The following is a 14,620-nucleotide window of genomic DNA, read 5'->3' as shown; positions in this document are numbered from 1 at the left end:
TGACGTGATGACGCAAGAATCCTCTGAAAATTCTGCCAATCAGGTGCTGGAATCTGATGCACCTTTTGATCTCCGGGAGTTTTTGCGTACGCTGACGAGCCAGCCCGGCATTTATCAGATGTACGGCGTCGGCAGACGCCTGCTTTATGTCGGTAAGGCGCGCAATCTGAAACGCCGCGTGAGTTCGTACTTTCAGAAACAGCGGCATAGTCCCAAAACCCTCGCTATGCTGGCGCAGGTGCAACAGGTCGAAGTGCTCGTCACCCATACGGAAACAGAGGCCCTGGTGCTTGAGGCGAATCTCATCAAGCGCCACCATCCCCCCTATAATATATTGCTGCGCGATGACAAAAGTTATCCGTATTTATTGATTGAGACCGGCGTGTCTTTCCCGCAAATGAGTCTGCACCGTGGCGCACAAAAGAAAAAGGGGCATTATTTCGGTCCCTACCCGGCGGTGACGGCCTTACGTGAAAGTATGGTGCTGCTGCAAAAGGCCTTCCGTTTGCGGACTTGTGAAGAACCTACGTTTCGTAATCGCAGTCGCGCCTGCCTGCAATACCAGATTCAGCGTTGCAGTGGCCCCTGTGTGGGGCATATTCTCCCTGAAGACTACGCCCGGGATGTGAGTGATGCCGTTCGTTTTCTGGAGGGCAGGAGTGACGAGGCCATTCGCAATCTGGGCGAAAGGATGCAACAGGCATCAGAACAGTTGAATTTTGAAGAAGCGGCCCGGCGTCGCGATCAGATTGCCGCCCTGTCCAAAATTCAGGAGCGCCAATATGTGGCGCAAGCGGGTGGTGGCGATTTTGATGTGATAGCCCTGGTCCAGGAAAATGGACAATGGGTCATTTTTGTCAGCTTTATCCGCAATGGTCGCCAACTGGGTGGCAGGGCCTTGTTTCCTCAGCATACTGAAGACCTGCGCGGGCCGGATGTCATGGCAGGTTTTCTCATGCAGTTCTATAATAACAAGGATGTGCCGGGGAATCTTTTAATCAATATATTGCCTCGCAACGGCGCTGCAGTGACAGAAGCCTTGATAACCCAGTCCGGGCATAAAGTGGTTATGGATGCGCCGCAGCGGGGGCCCCGTAAACGCTGGATGGCTATGGCACATACCAATGCTGTGGGGGCATTGCGTCAGCGTACCCATAACGCTCGTGCGGGGCGGCGGAGAATGTTGTTGCTGCAGGAGTTTTTTGAGCTTCCTGAGTTGCCGCAGAGAGTGGAATGTTTTGATATCAGTCATACCCGGGGTGAGGCGGCAGTAGCATCCTGCGTGGTTTTCGGTGAAGATGGGGCGATGAAGGAAGCCTATCGCCGTTTCAACATCCGTGATGTGACCGGTGGCGATGATTACGCGGCGATTGAGCAGGCGGTCTATCGGCGCTATGGTCGTCTGCAAAAAGAAGGAATGGCGTTGCCTGAGATTGTTCTGATAGATGGCGGACCAGGGCAATTGGCACGTGCCGAGGCGGCACTGGCGATGCTGGAAATTGATGAGATTCAGCTTTGCGGCGTATCCAAGGGGACAACCCGCCGACCCGGAATGGAACTGCTGTATGTACCCGGTTGGCCGATGGCCCGGCAGTTGCCGCCCGATGATCCTGCCTTGTTGGTCATTCAGGAAATCAGGGATGAAGCGCATCGTTTTGCGATTACCGGTCATCGTGCGCGACGGAGCAAAAACCGTCAGGAGTCAGATCTGGATAGCATCACGGGCATTGGTGCCAAACGCCGCATGGCGTTGCTGCGTGCTTTTGGTGGGCTGAAGGGCATTCGCGATGCGGGTCTGGACGACTTGCAACGAGTGGAGGGAATTCATCAGGAATTGGCCCAACGCATTTATGATCATTTTCATTAAGGAAGCCAGCGGACTGTGATAAAGCGTTTACCCAATTATCTGACCATTCTCCGCATTCTGCTGGTGCCTATATTTGTTGCCCTGTTTTATTGGGGGGGCGAAGCAAGAACCTGTGCAGCAACGGCTGTTTTTGCCATTGCCGCCATTACCGACTGGGCAGATGGTTATCTGGCGCGACGCTATCAGGGTGTTTCACCATTCGGAACCTTTCTTGATCCTGTGGCCGACAAGATCATGGTGGTGACCGCCCTGATACTTATTGCCTCTTCGCAGGAAATGCCGCCAGTGCTGGCCGGGATCCTCATCAGTGTGATCGTGGGCCGGGAGATTACCGTGTCTGCCTTGCGGGAATGGATGGCGGAACTTGGTGAGCGCAAAAAGGTGGCGGTGTCCTGGCTGGGGAAGGCCAAGGCGACCACCCAGATGCTCGCCATTTTATTTCTGGTTTATCGCGAAGCGTTGTGGGGGGTGTCCGCCCGCATTGTCGGAATCGGACTTTTGGTTATTGCCGCCATCATGACTTTGTGGAGTATGCTCGGTTACCTGCAAGCTGCCTGGCCCAGTTTGATGGCCTCTGGCGCTGATCTTGACAAGGATGGGTGATACCTTTATCTTTGCGCCCATGCGGGAATAGCTCAGTGGTAGAGCACAACCTTGCCAAGGTTGGGGTCGCGAGTTCGAGCCTCGTTTCCCGCTCCAATATCAAGGGGAAGTTTTACGCTTTCCCTTTTCTTTTAAGGCTGGGTGGCAGAGTGGTCATGCAGCGGCCTGCAAAGCCGCGTACCTCGGTTCGATTCCGGGCCCAGCCTCCAAATAAATTAAAAAAATTCTCCTGCACCTGTCAAATAAACACTGCATTTATGCGGCTCTTTGCTGAGTTAAGCTTGGTACGCCAACTGGAACGCTGGTAGATCCACAAGAAACCACCACCACTTGTTCGAGAATGGCTCTAATCCAACGGAATTCGCCGCCACTAAGGCCATAAGATATTTCAGAAGTTGAGGCGGTACAATCAGTTGAGGGCAGAAAATATGGCGAAGAGGTTTGATTGAAAATAATTGGACCCATCCAGTATATTGAGGCCATCGCTGATGGTTCAGGCATTCGGGAGTTGGCGGGTCTCAGGGCGCGGTATGGCGACGGAAACTGGAAAAGAAAAAAGGCATTGCCGTGATAGGCTTGAGCGATGGTAGACAGGCTCTGGCAAGAATGACTGCATAATGAATATGATGTACCTACTCTCGAAGGTCCCAATAGTGTTAAGCAATGATTATGCATCAACGCGTCAGCGTAGTTATGTTTGCGGTGACTTTATTCTGTCTATCCCATTGAATCAATCTAAGCGCTGAAATTCACTCATAACTAGCCAATTTTGAATGCAGTTTTAAAATTCATGCGTAAGGCGTTTTATGCGTTATATCCGTTGTAATCAGATGTGTTTTGATCTCTATTTTATTTATTTTATCCATCATACCCCATCTCCTGTTGATGTCTGAGTTTATGATATGAATAATAAATTATAAAGTTTGCCATGTTGTCGTTTTAATAAAAATTGACATTTTTATATAAATATGAGATATATATGGAAACATTCAATATTTGTTTACTATAAAAATAAATATTATTTGTCCAGCTTTAACGTTTTTTTCATATTTTATTAATCAGGAGGTTCGCACATGCCTGTGTCCAGGAAATCCGACACTTCTCAAAAAAATGCTCTAAAACGTGAAGGCGGACTCGTTGGTCTGATATTGGCCTGTGTAGGAGCATCCATAGGTTCTGGCTGGTTATTCGGGTCGTTGTTCACGGCAAAAATGGCTGGCCCGTTGGCCATCGGGTCCTGGATTCTGGGAGCGGCGGCCATTCTTTTGCTGGCCCTGGTGTTTGCCGAGTTGGCACCCATGATTCCGCGTGCCGGAGCAGTCGTCCATCTGGCGCATGTCGGCAATGGACCTATTGTCGGACATATGTGGAGCTGGATTTTATTTCTTTCCTACGCCTCCATCGCCCCGCTGGAAGTGACGGCCGTATTGACCTATGCCAAATAACTATTATCCGGGTCTGTTGCAGCCGCATACGGATTTGCTGAGTAGTTTCGGGTTTTTGATCGCCGTGATCATGCTCGGTTTGTTTGTAATCACCAATTTCATGGTGATTGGCTGGGTACTCAGGATCAATAATGCGGCGACCTGGTGGAAAATTGGCATTCCTTTATTAACGGCGGTGATGTTGATTGCGGTGGCCTGGCATCCCGGAAACTTTCACATGCGCGCCGACAATACCCTGAGTGATGTGCATGGCATGTTCATCGCCATTGCCAGCGGTGGGGTCATATTCAGTTTGCTGGGTTTTCGTCATGCCATAGATTTGGCCGGAGAAAGTAAAAATCCCAGGCGGGATGTGCCTATTGCCGTTATCGGTTCGGTGCTGATTGCTTCAGCAGTCTATATCGCCGTCCAGGTTGCTTTTCTCGGTGCGGTGAATCCTGCAGATATTGCCAAAGATGGATGGGTACATTTGCATTTCCAGGGGGTAAATGGCCCCTTTGCGGCCTTGGCAGCGGCGGTGGGCATCGGCTGGTTGGCGACCTTACTGTATGTGGATGCTTTTATTTCGCCCGCAGGCACCGGGCTTATTTACACGACCACTGCGGCGCGGGTTACCTTGGCTACGGCTGAAACTGGTGCAGCACCCATGTGGCTGAACAAGATCAATCGCCATGGTGTTCCCTGGGTGACGCTTATTCTCTTGTTCCTGGTTGGCATTATATTTTTTCTGCCTTTCCCATCCTGGCAGAAAATGGTCGGATATATTGCCTCCATGACGGTGCTTTCGTATTCTATTGGACCCATTGCCCTGATACAGATTCGTAAGGCCATGCCGAATCTGGAGCGTCCATTTCGGTTGTGGGGGGCACCGGTGCTGGCCCCTATCGCTTTTGTGGTATCCACCTGGATTGTTTACTGGTCAGGTTTGCGCACGCTGGACTTTATTTTTATTACGCTATTTGTGTTATTGGCTATTTATGCGCTTACTGGAGTTTTTCGAAAAGGTCGCTGGGCAGAAATGGGCTGGCAATACATGTGGTGGATATTCCCATACTTTATGGGGATGTGGGTTATCAGTTGGATTGGCCCTAAAGATCTGGGTGGTCTGGGTTATTTGGCATTTTTCCCGAGTATGGGGGCCTTGGCGGTTTTGGCTCTCAGCGTATTTTATCTGGCTATTCGTGAATCAGTAGCGGATAAAACCATGCGCATATATATGCGTCAGTTTGGCAACAAGGTGCCTCCAGCCGCTCCTTAGATAAGAATGGAATCATGACTATAATCCAAAGGCTCGCCGGATAATATGCTTCTGCTAAAACACCTGCCCACGGTGCGCGAGCCCAGGCTTTACCTGAGCATGGAAAGAACTTACCTGTCTTACTTGAAATTTATGTTTATAGCTTTTGGTACAGGTATTCTTTCTAAAAAAATGATCTTGTTACTGGCTGCTTTGCATTTTTATGGGCTGATTCCTTTTTTTCAGGACTTGTATAAGCTTTTGACCTGGCCAGTGCTGATCTTGTTATTTATGGTTTTTTATTTTTTTGTGCGTGATCTGCGCTATATCAATCGTGGTGCCCCGGTCACTGCCAAAGAAATTCAGGATCCACGTATTTATTTTTCGGCGGAGCGCACTTTTCTTTCATGGATCAGAACCGGGATCAGCATTGTAATTTTCGGTTTTGTGATGGAAAAGTTCGATTTTTTTCTGACCAAGCTGGCGCTGATGATGCACCGGGTGATTACGTTGCATGCGAGCTTCTCAGGAATGAGCATTATTTTCCTGGTATTGGGGATTATCAATATTGCTGTTGGACTCGGTGGATTTATGCTCACCGTTTATCAGGTAGAGCATGGTGCGTATCATCCCCACCACAAATTATATGGGTTTTATGGCTTGTCTTTGTTGGTCTGTTTGTCATTGCTGAGTTATTTGCTGATCAAACTTTCGATTTGAGTCAATCTGGCCGCTGGACATCAAAGCGCTATACAGTACGGGCGCCAACCATAAAGACATGAATATCGAGAGCAGCAACCCACCCATGACCGCAATGGCCAAAGGCTTCAGTAAATCCGTGCCATGACCAATGCCAATGGCCAGAGGTAAAAACCCGAAAACATCTGCGAGCATGGTCATGAGGATGGGGCGCAGGCGCTGTCGCGCAGCAAAGGCCACCAAAGCCGGGCGGGGATGGGTACCCCCAATTTGGCGCGCACGTGCAAAAATCAGAATGACATTGTTGACGGCAATGGCAAAAACCAGCAACACGCCCAGAAAAGCCGTACTGTCGAGTTCCAATCCACAAATCCATAACAAAAGCAGGGAGCCCGGTGCGGCCAAGGCGATGGAAAGAAGCGCCGCCACGGCGGCGCGTTGACTGCTGAACTGAAATCCCAGCAGGATCAGCAGTAAACCCAGTGCACCGGCCAGAATCAGCGCCATCTGCTGAAAGCTTTGCCGCTGTTGTCGATAGTAACCACCCAGTACCGGGGTGATGTTGCCGGGCAAGTGCATTTGGGTGATGATTTTTTTGGCCTGACGGGCAGCCTGGGCCAGGCCTTCTCCCGGCTTTGGTTGCAACCACATGTAAGCATCAGGCACCAGATTCTGATGGGTCACAAAAGGAATGGCACCTTGAATGTGCAGGGAAGCAATGCTGGAAAGAGCCGTCATGGCCCCGTCGGGCAGTTGGATAGGCAGCGCGGACAAGGTCTGCGGGGTCTGTGGCTGCCCCACCAGTTTAACGCGAATAGGCAGTATTTGTTCGCCATGCAGCAAAAAACCCGCTTGTCTTCCCCAGAAACGGGCCTTGAGCTGATCAGCAATACCCGGCGGGGTAATGCCATAAAGTGCGGCCATGGGCGTGGGGGTGATTTCCAACTCAGGCCCAGCCGATGGGGACTTGAAGTTGACTGATGCAAAATCATGACTGTTTTTCAGGGCGGCAGCCAGCCGTGCGCCTTCACCACGCAAAATGCTGGAATCGGAGCCGAACAGATAAACTACCAGGGGGGCGTGTGCGCCCGAGAGGTTTCCCAGACGGACAATCATGGTCTGATGCAAAGACAGTCCGATCAGATTGGGGGCCATGCTGCGGTATTGTTTGCGCAGTTCTGCCATCAAGGTTTCGGTGCTGTCGTGATGATCCGGTTTGAGGACGATGGTGATGGCACCTTTGTTGGCGGGTGCATGACGGAACTCGAAACCACGACCGACCATAAGGGACGCCCGCTGCACATTAGGATTGTGCAGTGCCGCCTGCATAAAAGCGCGGCCGATCCGGGTGGTTTCGGCAACGCTGCTGCCCACCTGGGTGCGATAGGGTACAGAAATAATGCCTTCATCCCAGTGCGGGAGAAAAGCGGTCGGCAGGACTGTGAGCGCCAGTCCGGCGGCCCCTGCCAGTATGGCGACAGGTGCTATGGCCCAATAAGGGCGGCGCATCCCGGCGATGAGCCATTGACTGTAGTGACGGCGCACCCAGCGCTCCGCATGATGCAAACGGCGGGAAGGTGAGGTCACACGACCGGCGAGCCATGCTGTCAGAATCGGTGTGACCAGCAAGGCCACCAGTTGTGATGCCAGCAGGGCAATGACGATGGCCAATGCCATATGGCGGAACAGCAGCCCCAGGGTGCCCGATAAGAAGAGCAGGGGCAGAAACACCAGGCAGGAGGTGAGGGTGGCAAGACTCATCAATGGTAGGATGTCGGCGCTGCGGCGCAACGCCAACTGGCGACGCTGTGAATCTTTACCCTGCAGGCCATGGAGACCGCGTTCGACCACGACGATGGCATGGTCTACCAAAGCACCAATGGCTGCAGTTATGCCCCCCAGGGTCATGATATTCAGGCCATATCCGAGCGTATGCAGAACCAGAAAAGTGGCAGCCAGGGCCAGAGGTACTACGGCCAAAGTCGCCAGCGCTCCGTCCAAACGTCCCAGAAAGGCCAATACGACCAGCCAGGCAATCAGGCTGCCGAGTCCCAGGGCAATCCAGACATCGCGCAGGCTATGGCTGATCAGGTGGCTGAGATCATAAATGGGTACCAGATGGACGCCCGGGGGGAGATGTTTGCGCAGATTGTTCAGACGTGTTTGCACGGCGTGGGCGACGCTGACGTCATTGGCGCCCGACTGTGCAAGTACGTCAATGATCAGGGCGTGCTGATAACCGGGTACGGCTGCTTCACTCAGCAGCGGGGGCGGCCCGGTATGCACCCGACCCAGGGCGCCCAAGGCCAGCGGAGTGCGGGCACCGGAAGCATCGGGTGGGCCCAGTGGCAGGGTCAAGGCAGCCAAGGTCTGATCGTTTTCAGGCCGCGCTGTCGTCGCCAGAATCAACTGCTGATGATAGGCGTGCAGAACCCCGGAAAAAAATGGACCTTGGGCGGATTGCAAGGCGTTGATGACCTGCCGGGCACTGAGGTGATGCTGCGCTAACCGTGCCGGATCCAGGTCCACATGCACCTGCGGCCAGCCGCGTCCGGTGCCCTGCACCTGATAGACCCCGGGAATGGACAGTAGAGCCGGTCGTATTTTAAAGGCAAAAGTAGGCATCATTGCCGAACTGCTCTTTTGATTGGACACCAGCGCATATTCAGCAAATGGATAGGTATAGGGTGCCATGCGGATCATCCGCAATTGCGCACCGGCGGGCAGGCGGTATTGCGCCAGGCGTGCCTGGAGCATCAGATATGCGGTTTGCGGGTTGGTCCCTGGTTCAAAATAAATATTGAGCTTGCTCAGGCCGGTACCGGTTTGCGAGCGAACCAGACGCACCCCTGGCTGACCTTTTGCGAGCGCTTCCAGGGGCTTGGTTACCTCTACTTCCATGAACTTGACGGGCAGACTGCCGTCATTGACGAGGACCGCTACTCTTGGAAAATTGACATTCGGAAAGACGCTTTCCGGAAGATTCTGCAGGGCAAACCAGCCTGCACCCAGTAATAATAAGGCGCTGAGTAAGATGCTGAAGCGATTGCTCCAGAGAAAATGCAGATACACTCTCATGGTTGTTGCTCTTGTACCGGGGTGCCACTGAGCAAGCGATCATTGGCGCTGACGATGACCTGCTCGCCGGTTCGCAGCGCGCCCTGTACCCAACTCTGCCCGGCCTGACTGGCAATAATATGTACGGGAACAGCCATGGCCTTGCCCTTGCGGATAACAAACACTTCGATCTGTGCGGCATGCATTACCACAGCGGCAGTAGGAATCTGGAAGGCTCGGCCTTGAACTTGTTGTACTTCTGCCTGCAGCCATTCGCCGGGCAGCGCCCGACTTTGTACTGGCAGATCAATATAGACGGACACCAGTCCCAGATGGCGGGCGCTTTGTCCTACGGAACGGACGTGTCCCAGGCCGTGCCAGTCTGCACCGTGCAGAACGACGGTACTTCCGGGGCGTAAGCTGCGGGCGAGGGAGGGGGTGACATAGGCCTGTGCCCAGGGTTTTCCGCGACCATCCAAAGTCGCAATGGCTGTTCCAAAATTGACTACGGCCCCAGCCGGAACCAGATAATGTAAGCTGCCTGCAAAAGGCGCACTGAGGGTTTGTTGAGCGGCCTGCGCCTGTAAAATGCGCAGATGAGATTGCGCCTCTGCCAGCGTCAAACGACTGGTTGCGACATTTTGCTGGGCAATGACGCCATCCTGATACAATTTCTGGTCGCGCAAATACTGTCCTTGAGAAAAGGCGATCTGTTTTTGATCGGTCTGGATGCTGCTCTGCAGCCCGGGTGCCGCGATTCTGGCGATAATGGCTCCGGTTTTTACGGGGCCATCGGGGAGCAGCGGACCGAGGACGCGTCCGGTAACGGGGGCTGTCAAAGTGGCGGCACCATTACTTTCAACCCGGGCCAGCAGGGCGCTTTGCTGAATGGCAGCACTTACCCTGACTGGAGCCGTCCGCACGGATATGCCAGCCCCCCAGGCGTTATGAACGCTCAAGAGGAGCAGAACGCCTGAAAAAATGCGCAAGCAGCAAGATAATGATATCTGGTAAAAATGCGCTGAAAATTTCATACGGTTAAGCTTCCAAGAGTTGATTTTCATGAGAATGCCCCCTGCTGTCCCGGCAGGAAGCCGCTGTCCAGGATCAGTTGCGTGCGACTTAAACGGGCGCGAATCATCGCGTTGGTAGCCTGCAGCTGAGCCTGAACCCAGGCATCTTCAGCTTGTTGCAAGGCTAATGCGCTCTCGGCACCGGCCAGATAGCCCTTGCGGGTCATGTCGTACACCGCCTGAGCACTGTGCTCGATTTCCCCGGCATCTTTCAGGGCAATGCTGGCCGCCCTGGCGGTCCCGGCGTCCTGTGCCAGACGGCTGCGTATCTGCATTTGCAGAGCAGATTTAGCTGCCTGCAATGCCGCAACCTGTTCCCGGGCTGCTGCAATCTGATCGCGGTTGCGACCAAAGCCAAAAATGGGCATCTGCAGGCTGAGGCTGGCCTGCCAACCTAACTGCGCACTATGCGGTATGGTTGCAGTATCAACTCCGTAAGCGGCGTTGGCACTGAATACCGGTAAGCGGACACTTTGATGGAATTGCAATTGGGCGTGTGCCGCCTGAATTTGCGCATCAGCCGTCCGGAGTAAGGGCTGCGCCTGCATGGCTCGACTCTGGATTTTGGATAAATCCGGTAACGGCTTGAGTGGGGTGCTGATTTTTGCCAGCGTTGGTAAATGGCTTCCAAGCCCTGTTTGCAAGGCCAGAACCTGGCGCATGGCCACACTTTGGGCCAGGGTTTGTTTCAGTTTGCTCTGGATGCGCAACAGGTTCAGTTGCGCCTGCTTCAGCGCCAGGCGGGAACGGGTACCAGCAGCATAACTATCCCGGGTGGCTTGAAATACTTGCCTGGCAGTAACGAGGGCGCGTCGCCAGATGGCGATCATATTATTACTCAGAGCCAGCCGGTAATAGGTCATACTCACTTGTGCGGCCACTGACAGGCGGGTTTGCAGCAGATGAAAGCGCTCAATAGTGACCCGATCTTCGCTCAGTTTGCTGAGTGCCCGGGTTTGCGGCGCAAAAATGGGAACATGCAAACGGATTTGTCCCAGCATTTCCCGTGCGCCATTGGCACTGACAAAAACGGGCTGACCGGAGCGGGATTGGGTCCAGATAGTGGCCGCATTCAGGGAAAGAGCGGGTAGCAGTCGGGCTTCGGCACTGCGACTGAGATCTTGTTGCGCTTCCAGTTGGTGCCGGCTTGCCTGAACGAGGGCCTGATTATGCAGGGCGCTGTTAATAGCCTGGTTGAGCGTCAGAGGGGCCGCATGGGCGCCAATCGATATGCAGCCCAAGCTTAAAGCCAGTAGCCAATTTTTGGCAGCAGACTGACGATTATTCGGTATAAATTGAAAAAGCATTTTTCTCGACTATCTGTAAAATGTGTTTATGAATGGGGACGGTTTTTTTATTATGACATTGCTGCATGTCCAGAAGATGACCGCAAGATGACCAAATCGTCATCTTATTTTGTCATCATTGTTATCCTTAGAAATTATCGGGAAAGATAAAATGGCCGTCGTCCCTTTTCCGGCAACGCTTTTTAAGCGGATCTTACCCCCATGCAGATGCACGATGGATTGTACAATGGCCAGTCCCAGCCCGGTTCCCTGTCCACGCCGCATGCGTGCGGCATCTGCGCTGTAAAAACGGTCAAATACCCGGTCAAGATCCGCATCGGCGATGCCTGATCCGGTATCGCTAACAATCAGTTGGACCTGCTCGCGGGACTGTTCACAATAAATCCGGATGCTGCCACCGGCTGGCGTATGACGCAGGGCATTACTCAGCAGATTACTGACAGCGCGGCGCAGGAGATCAGAGTTTGCAGTGATGGATCCCTGAGCATCATTGTTCAGGGTAACATCCTGTTCATCCGCCATTGCCTGATAAAAACTGCAAAGAGAGGCCATTTCCTGATGAATGTCCAGCTGCTGCTTATCCAGCGCGTTATGATCCTGTTCTGCCCGGGCCAGAAACAAAAGGGCATCGACCATACGCGACAAGCGTTCATATTCATCCATGGCGGAGGCGATACAGGCCTGGTATTCCGGGATGCTACGGGTCCTGGAGAGTGCCAGCTCGCCCTCACCGCGTAAAATATGGATGGGCGTGCGCAACTCATGGGCAATGTCTGCCGAGAAGCGGGAAATCCTGGCAAAGGAGTCTTCCAGCCTTTCCAGCAGCCGGTCAAAATTTTCGGCCAGTGTGGCGAGTTCGCTGGGCCAGTTATCTCCAGCAATGCGCCGATGCAACTGGCTGGCGCTCAGTTCGTCCACCAGGCTGGCCAACTGATGGACGGGTCGCAAGCCACGCCGGGCAATCAAATACCCTGCCAGTATCGCGATGAATAACGCCAAAACAATCGATAGCGCGAGCGCGTAACGATAAAAAGCCAGAAAGTGTTCACTTTCGCTGGTGCGGATAGCCACGTAAATGATACTGGCTGGCTGGCCTGCAAAGCGTTGCGCCATCACTTGAAAATGTTCATGCTTTTTAACTTTCCAGTGCCATTGTTGGGGCTCGAAAGCCTTGGGTTTGCGGTCAAAGGGCTTGTTGCTGTCGAGGAGAGGATTATCACTGCGACCACGGGCAATAATGCCCTCCTGTGACCGGCTTACCCAGATGTATACCCCGCGAATAGTATTGGACTCCATCTGTATTTCATGAAGCAGTTCGGAAAAGTGATCGGTGCTGTTGCGCATGGCCGTATGTATGGCATGGATTTTACTGATGAGAATCTGGCTGTCGGCCGCACGCAGTTGTTCAGCCAGAATCCAGTACAGGGCAGCGCCCGCTACCGCAATCAGGATGGTGCTCAACAGGGCGTACCAGAGGGTGAGCCGGACCGCCATGGAGCGCCCCGGACGCTTTAAGATTTTAATGACGAAGTTCAAGAACATAGCCAACCCCTCGTAAAGTATGGATCAATTTGTCCGGAAAGGGATCGTCCACTTTTCGGCGCAGGCGGCGAATGGCAACGTCCACAACATTACTATCACTTTCAAAATGCATATCCCAGACCTGCTCGGCAATGCGGGTGCGGGTCAGCACTTCGCCGGGAAAGCGCATGAGGTAGGCCAGCAGGCGGAATTCCTGAGGGGCCAGGTTTATGGGCGTGGCGGCACGCCAGATTTTGTGGCGGAGCAGATCCATTTCCAGATCGGCGTAATAAATGGTCTCTTCCGTACGCAGATTACTGCGTCTCAGAATACTGTGAATTCTGGCTAGTAATTCTGAAAAAGCAAAGGGTTTCACCAGATAGTCGTCTGCGCCCCGGCGCAAACCTTCCACGCGCTGGGCTACGGCATCCAGGGCGGTCAGCAGAATGACCGGCTGATCGGGATGCCTTTTACGGATTTCCTGAAGAACCCACCAGCCATCCCTCTGCGGCAACATCAGGTCGAGCACAATCACTTCATATTCGCCGATTTCGGCGAGGTGCTGGCCGTCCACGCCATTGTCGGCAACATCCACCACATAGCCTAGCTCGTTGAATCCTTTTTTGAGAAAGGCAGCCGTTTTAGATTCATCTTCAATAACCAGAATTTTCATGGGAAAAAGCCAAAATGAGTCAAGAATAATGTTGGAAAAATACGCTGTATTAATCCTCTTAACAACTTTTCTGCGGATAAGAGCGGAAAGGAGGATATTTCATAATAAGTCATTTTTTGACCTTTTGGAGAATATGTATACAATAAACTCTCTCTTAATGGTCCTATTCCGAGATACTATGAAATCCTCAATGTCCATGGAACATAAACGCCGCTTGGCTTTCGGCGTTGTTCGTATCGTTTTTGGCCTGGTCTGGCTGATCAACACTTGGTTACAGTTTAATCCAGCCTATGCAGCCCACTTTCTGGGGAGTTTTAATGCGGACTGGGTGAGTGGACAGCCTGACTGGATCATCCAGTATGGACATTGGATGGCGAATCTGGTGCAGCACATAGGGCCACAGTCTGTGGCTTATGGAACGGTAGGGCTGGATGCCATTCTGGCGGTTGCCCTGATCACCGGGCTGGGCTTGCCATTTCTGGCCGGGGTAGGGGTGCTGTATAACCTCTGGCTCTGGAGTACGGTGGGTGGATTTGGCGGACCCTATACCCAAGGGGCCACAGATCCGGGCACGGCGATTATCTATGCCCTGTGCTTTGTTTATGTGATCTGGTCCCGAAGCTGGGAAGGTCTGAGTTTGAGCAAGGTGCCGCATAAGCCTTTGTATGCCCCGGCCATGCACACTGCCCGGATTCTTTTCGGTCTGCTTTGGGCTTTTGATGCATTCTGGAAGTGGCAGCCCTATTTTCTGCACAATGCCGTGACTTATCTGCAGCAGGCACTTCCAGGAGAGCCCGTCTGGATTGCTGCTTACATTTCCTTCGTGATTGCCGTGATCAACCTGGCAGGACCGGTACTTTTCGGCTACGTCGCCGCCATCATGGAAAGTATCATCGCTTTTTTTCTGCTCATCGGACGGGGTCTGCGCTGGATTATTCCTGTGGGTATTGCCTACAGTTTCGGGGTGTGGACAACAGCCGAGGGATGGGGAGCGCCTTATCTGCCCGGCAGCACGGCCAATAAAGGCGATGTGCTGGGCACCACCAACATTTATATCATTGCCTTCCTGTTCCTGGCGGCCTGGGTTTATTTCACTCCCCGTGCCCAGCGCAGGGGCGACGGCGATGCCTGAAGCCGC

Annotated in this window: 9 protein-coding genes, 2 tRNA genes and 1 pseudogene; 7 read left to right on the top strand and 5 right to left on the bottom strand. The window is 53.1% G+C overall.

Annotated features, from left to right (window positions below):
• Nucleotides 1-7: 7 nt before the first annotated feature.
• From uvrC to H7F08_RS09800, 6 genes and pseudogenes are all read left to right on the top strand, one after another.
• Nucleotides 8-1,867 (top strand): excinuclease ABC subunit UvrC, encoded by a 1,860-nt coding sequence (uvrC, locus tag H7F08_RS09825; protein WP_193640460.1) that lies wholly within the window; start codon nucleotides 8-10, stop codon nucleotides 1,865-1,867.
• 15 nt (nucleotides 1,868-1,882) lie between these two features.
• Complete coding sequence (pgsA, locus tag H7F08_RS09820; protein WP_193640459.1) at nucleotides 1,883-2,470, top strand: CDP-diacylglycerol--glycerol-3-phosphate 3-phosphatidyltransferase; 588 nt, start codon at nucleotides 1,883-1,885, stop codon at nucleotides 2,468-2,470.
• Between the two features lie 21 nt (nucleotides 2,471-2,491).
• Nucleotides 2,492-2,566, top strand: a tRNA-Gly gene (locus tag H7F08_RS09815).
• A 39-nt stretch (nucleotides 2,567-2,605) separates the two neighbouring features.
• Nucleotides 2,606-2,679, top strand: a tRNA-Cys gene (locus H7F08_RS09810).
• 864 nt (nucleotides 2,680-3,543) lie between these two features.
• Nucleotides 3,544-5,173, top strand: a pseudogene (locus H7F08_RS09805) (APC family permease).
• A 99-nt stretch (nucleotides 5,174-5,272) separates the two neighbouring features.
• A complete protein-coding gene (locus H7F08_RS09800; protein ID WP_226859327.1) occupies nucleotides 5,273-5,872 on the top strand; it encodes a YidH family protein in 600 nt (199 codons plus the stop codon).
• Here H7F08_RS09800 and H7F08_RS09795 read toward each other — a convergent pair.
• From H7F08_RS09795 to H7F08_RS09775, 5 genes are all read right to left on the bottom strand, one after another.
• Entirely contained in the window at nucleotides 5,834-8,929 is a 3,096-nt protein-coding gene (locus H7F08_RS09795) for an efflux RND transporter permease subunit (protein WP_193640458.1), read from the bottom strand. The genes H7F08_RS09800 and H7F08_RS09795 overlap by 39 nt on opposite strands.
• Entirely contained in the window at nucleotides 8,926-9,867 is a 942-nt protein-coding gene (locus tag H7F08_RS09790) for an efflux RND transporter periplasmic adaptor subunit (RefSeq protein ID WP_226986198.1), read from the bottom strand. Before H7F08_RS09790 ends, H7F08_RS09795 begins: the two co-directional genes overlap by 4 nt.
• Nucleotides 9,868-9,968: 101 nt before the next feature.
• Nucleotides 9,969-11,288, bottom strand: a complete 1,320-nt coding sequence (locus H7F08_RS09785) for a TolC family protein (protein WP_193640456.1) — start codon at nucleotides 11,286-11,288, stop codon at nucleotides 9,969-9,971.
• 99 nt (nucleotides 11,289-11,387) lie between these two features.
• Nucleotides 11,388-12,830, bottom strand: coding sequence for a heavy metal sensor histidine kinase (locus H7F08_RS09780; RefSeq protein WP_193640455.1), 1,443 nt, complete (start codon nucleotides 12,828-12,830; stop codon nucleotides 11,388-11,390).
• Complete coding sequence (locus tag H7F08_RS09775) at nucleotides 12,808-13,482, bottom strand: heavy metal response regulator transcription factor (protein WP_010642177.1); 675 nt, start codon at nucleotides 13,480-13,482, stop codon at nucleotides 12,808-12,810. The genes H7F08_RS09780 and H7F08_RS09775 overlap by 23 nt, the downstream gene beginning before the upstream one ends.
• Nucleotides 13,483-13,672: 190 nt before the next feature.
• Between H7F08_RS09775 and H7F08_RS09770 the strand changes: the two genes are divergently transcribed.
• Nucleotides 13,673-14,614 (top strand): hypothetical protein, encoded by a 942-nt coding sequence (locus tag H7F08_RS09770; RefSeq protein WP_010642176.1) that lies wholly within the window; start codon nucleotides 13,673-13,675, stop codon nucleotides 14,612-14,614.
• The last annotated feature ends 6 nt before the right edge of the window (nucleotides 14,615-14,620 follow it).

This window comes from Acidithiobacillus sp. HP-11, assembly GCF_015100075.1.
Classification (GTDB): Bacteria; Pseudomonadota; Gammaproteobacteria; order Acidithiobacillales; family Acidithiobacillaceae; genus Acidithiobacillus; species Acidithiobacillus thiooxidans.
This window is presented reverse-complemented; position numbering and strand designations above follow the sequence as displayed.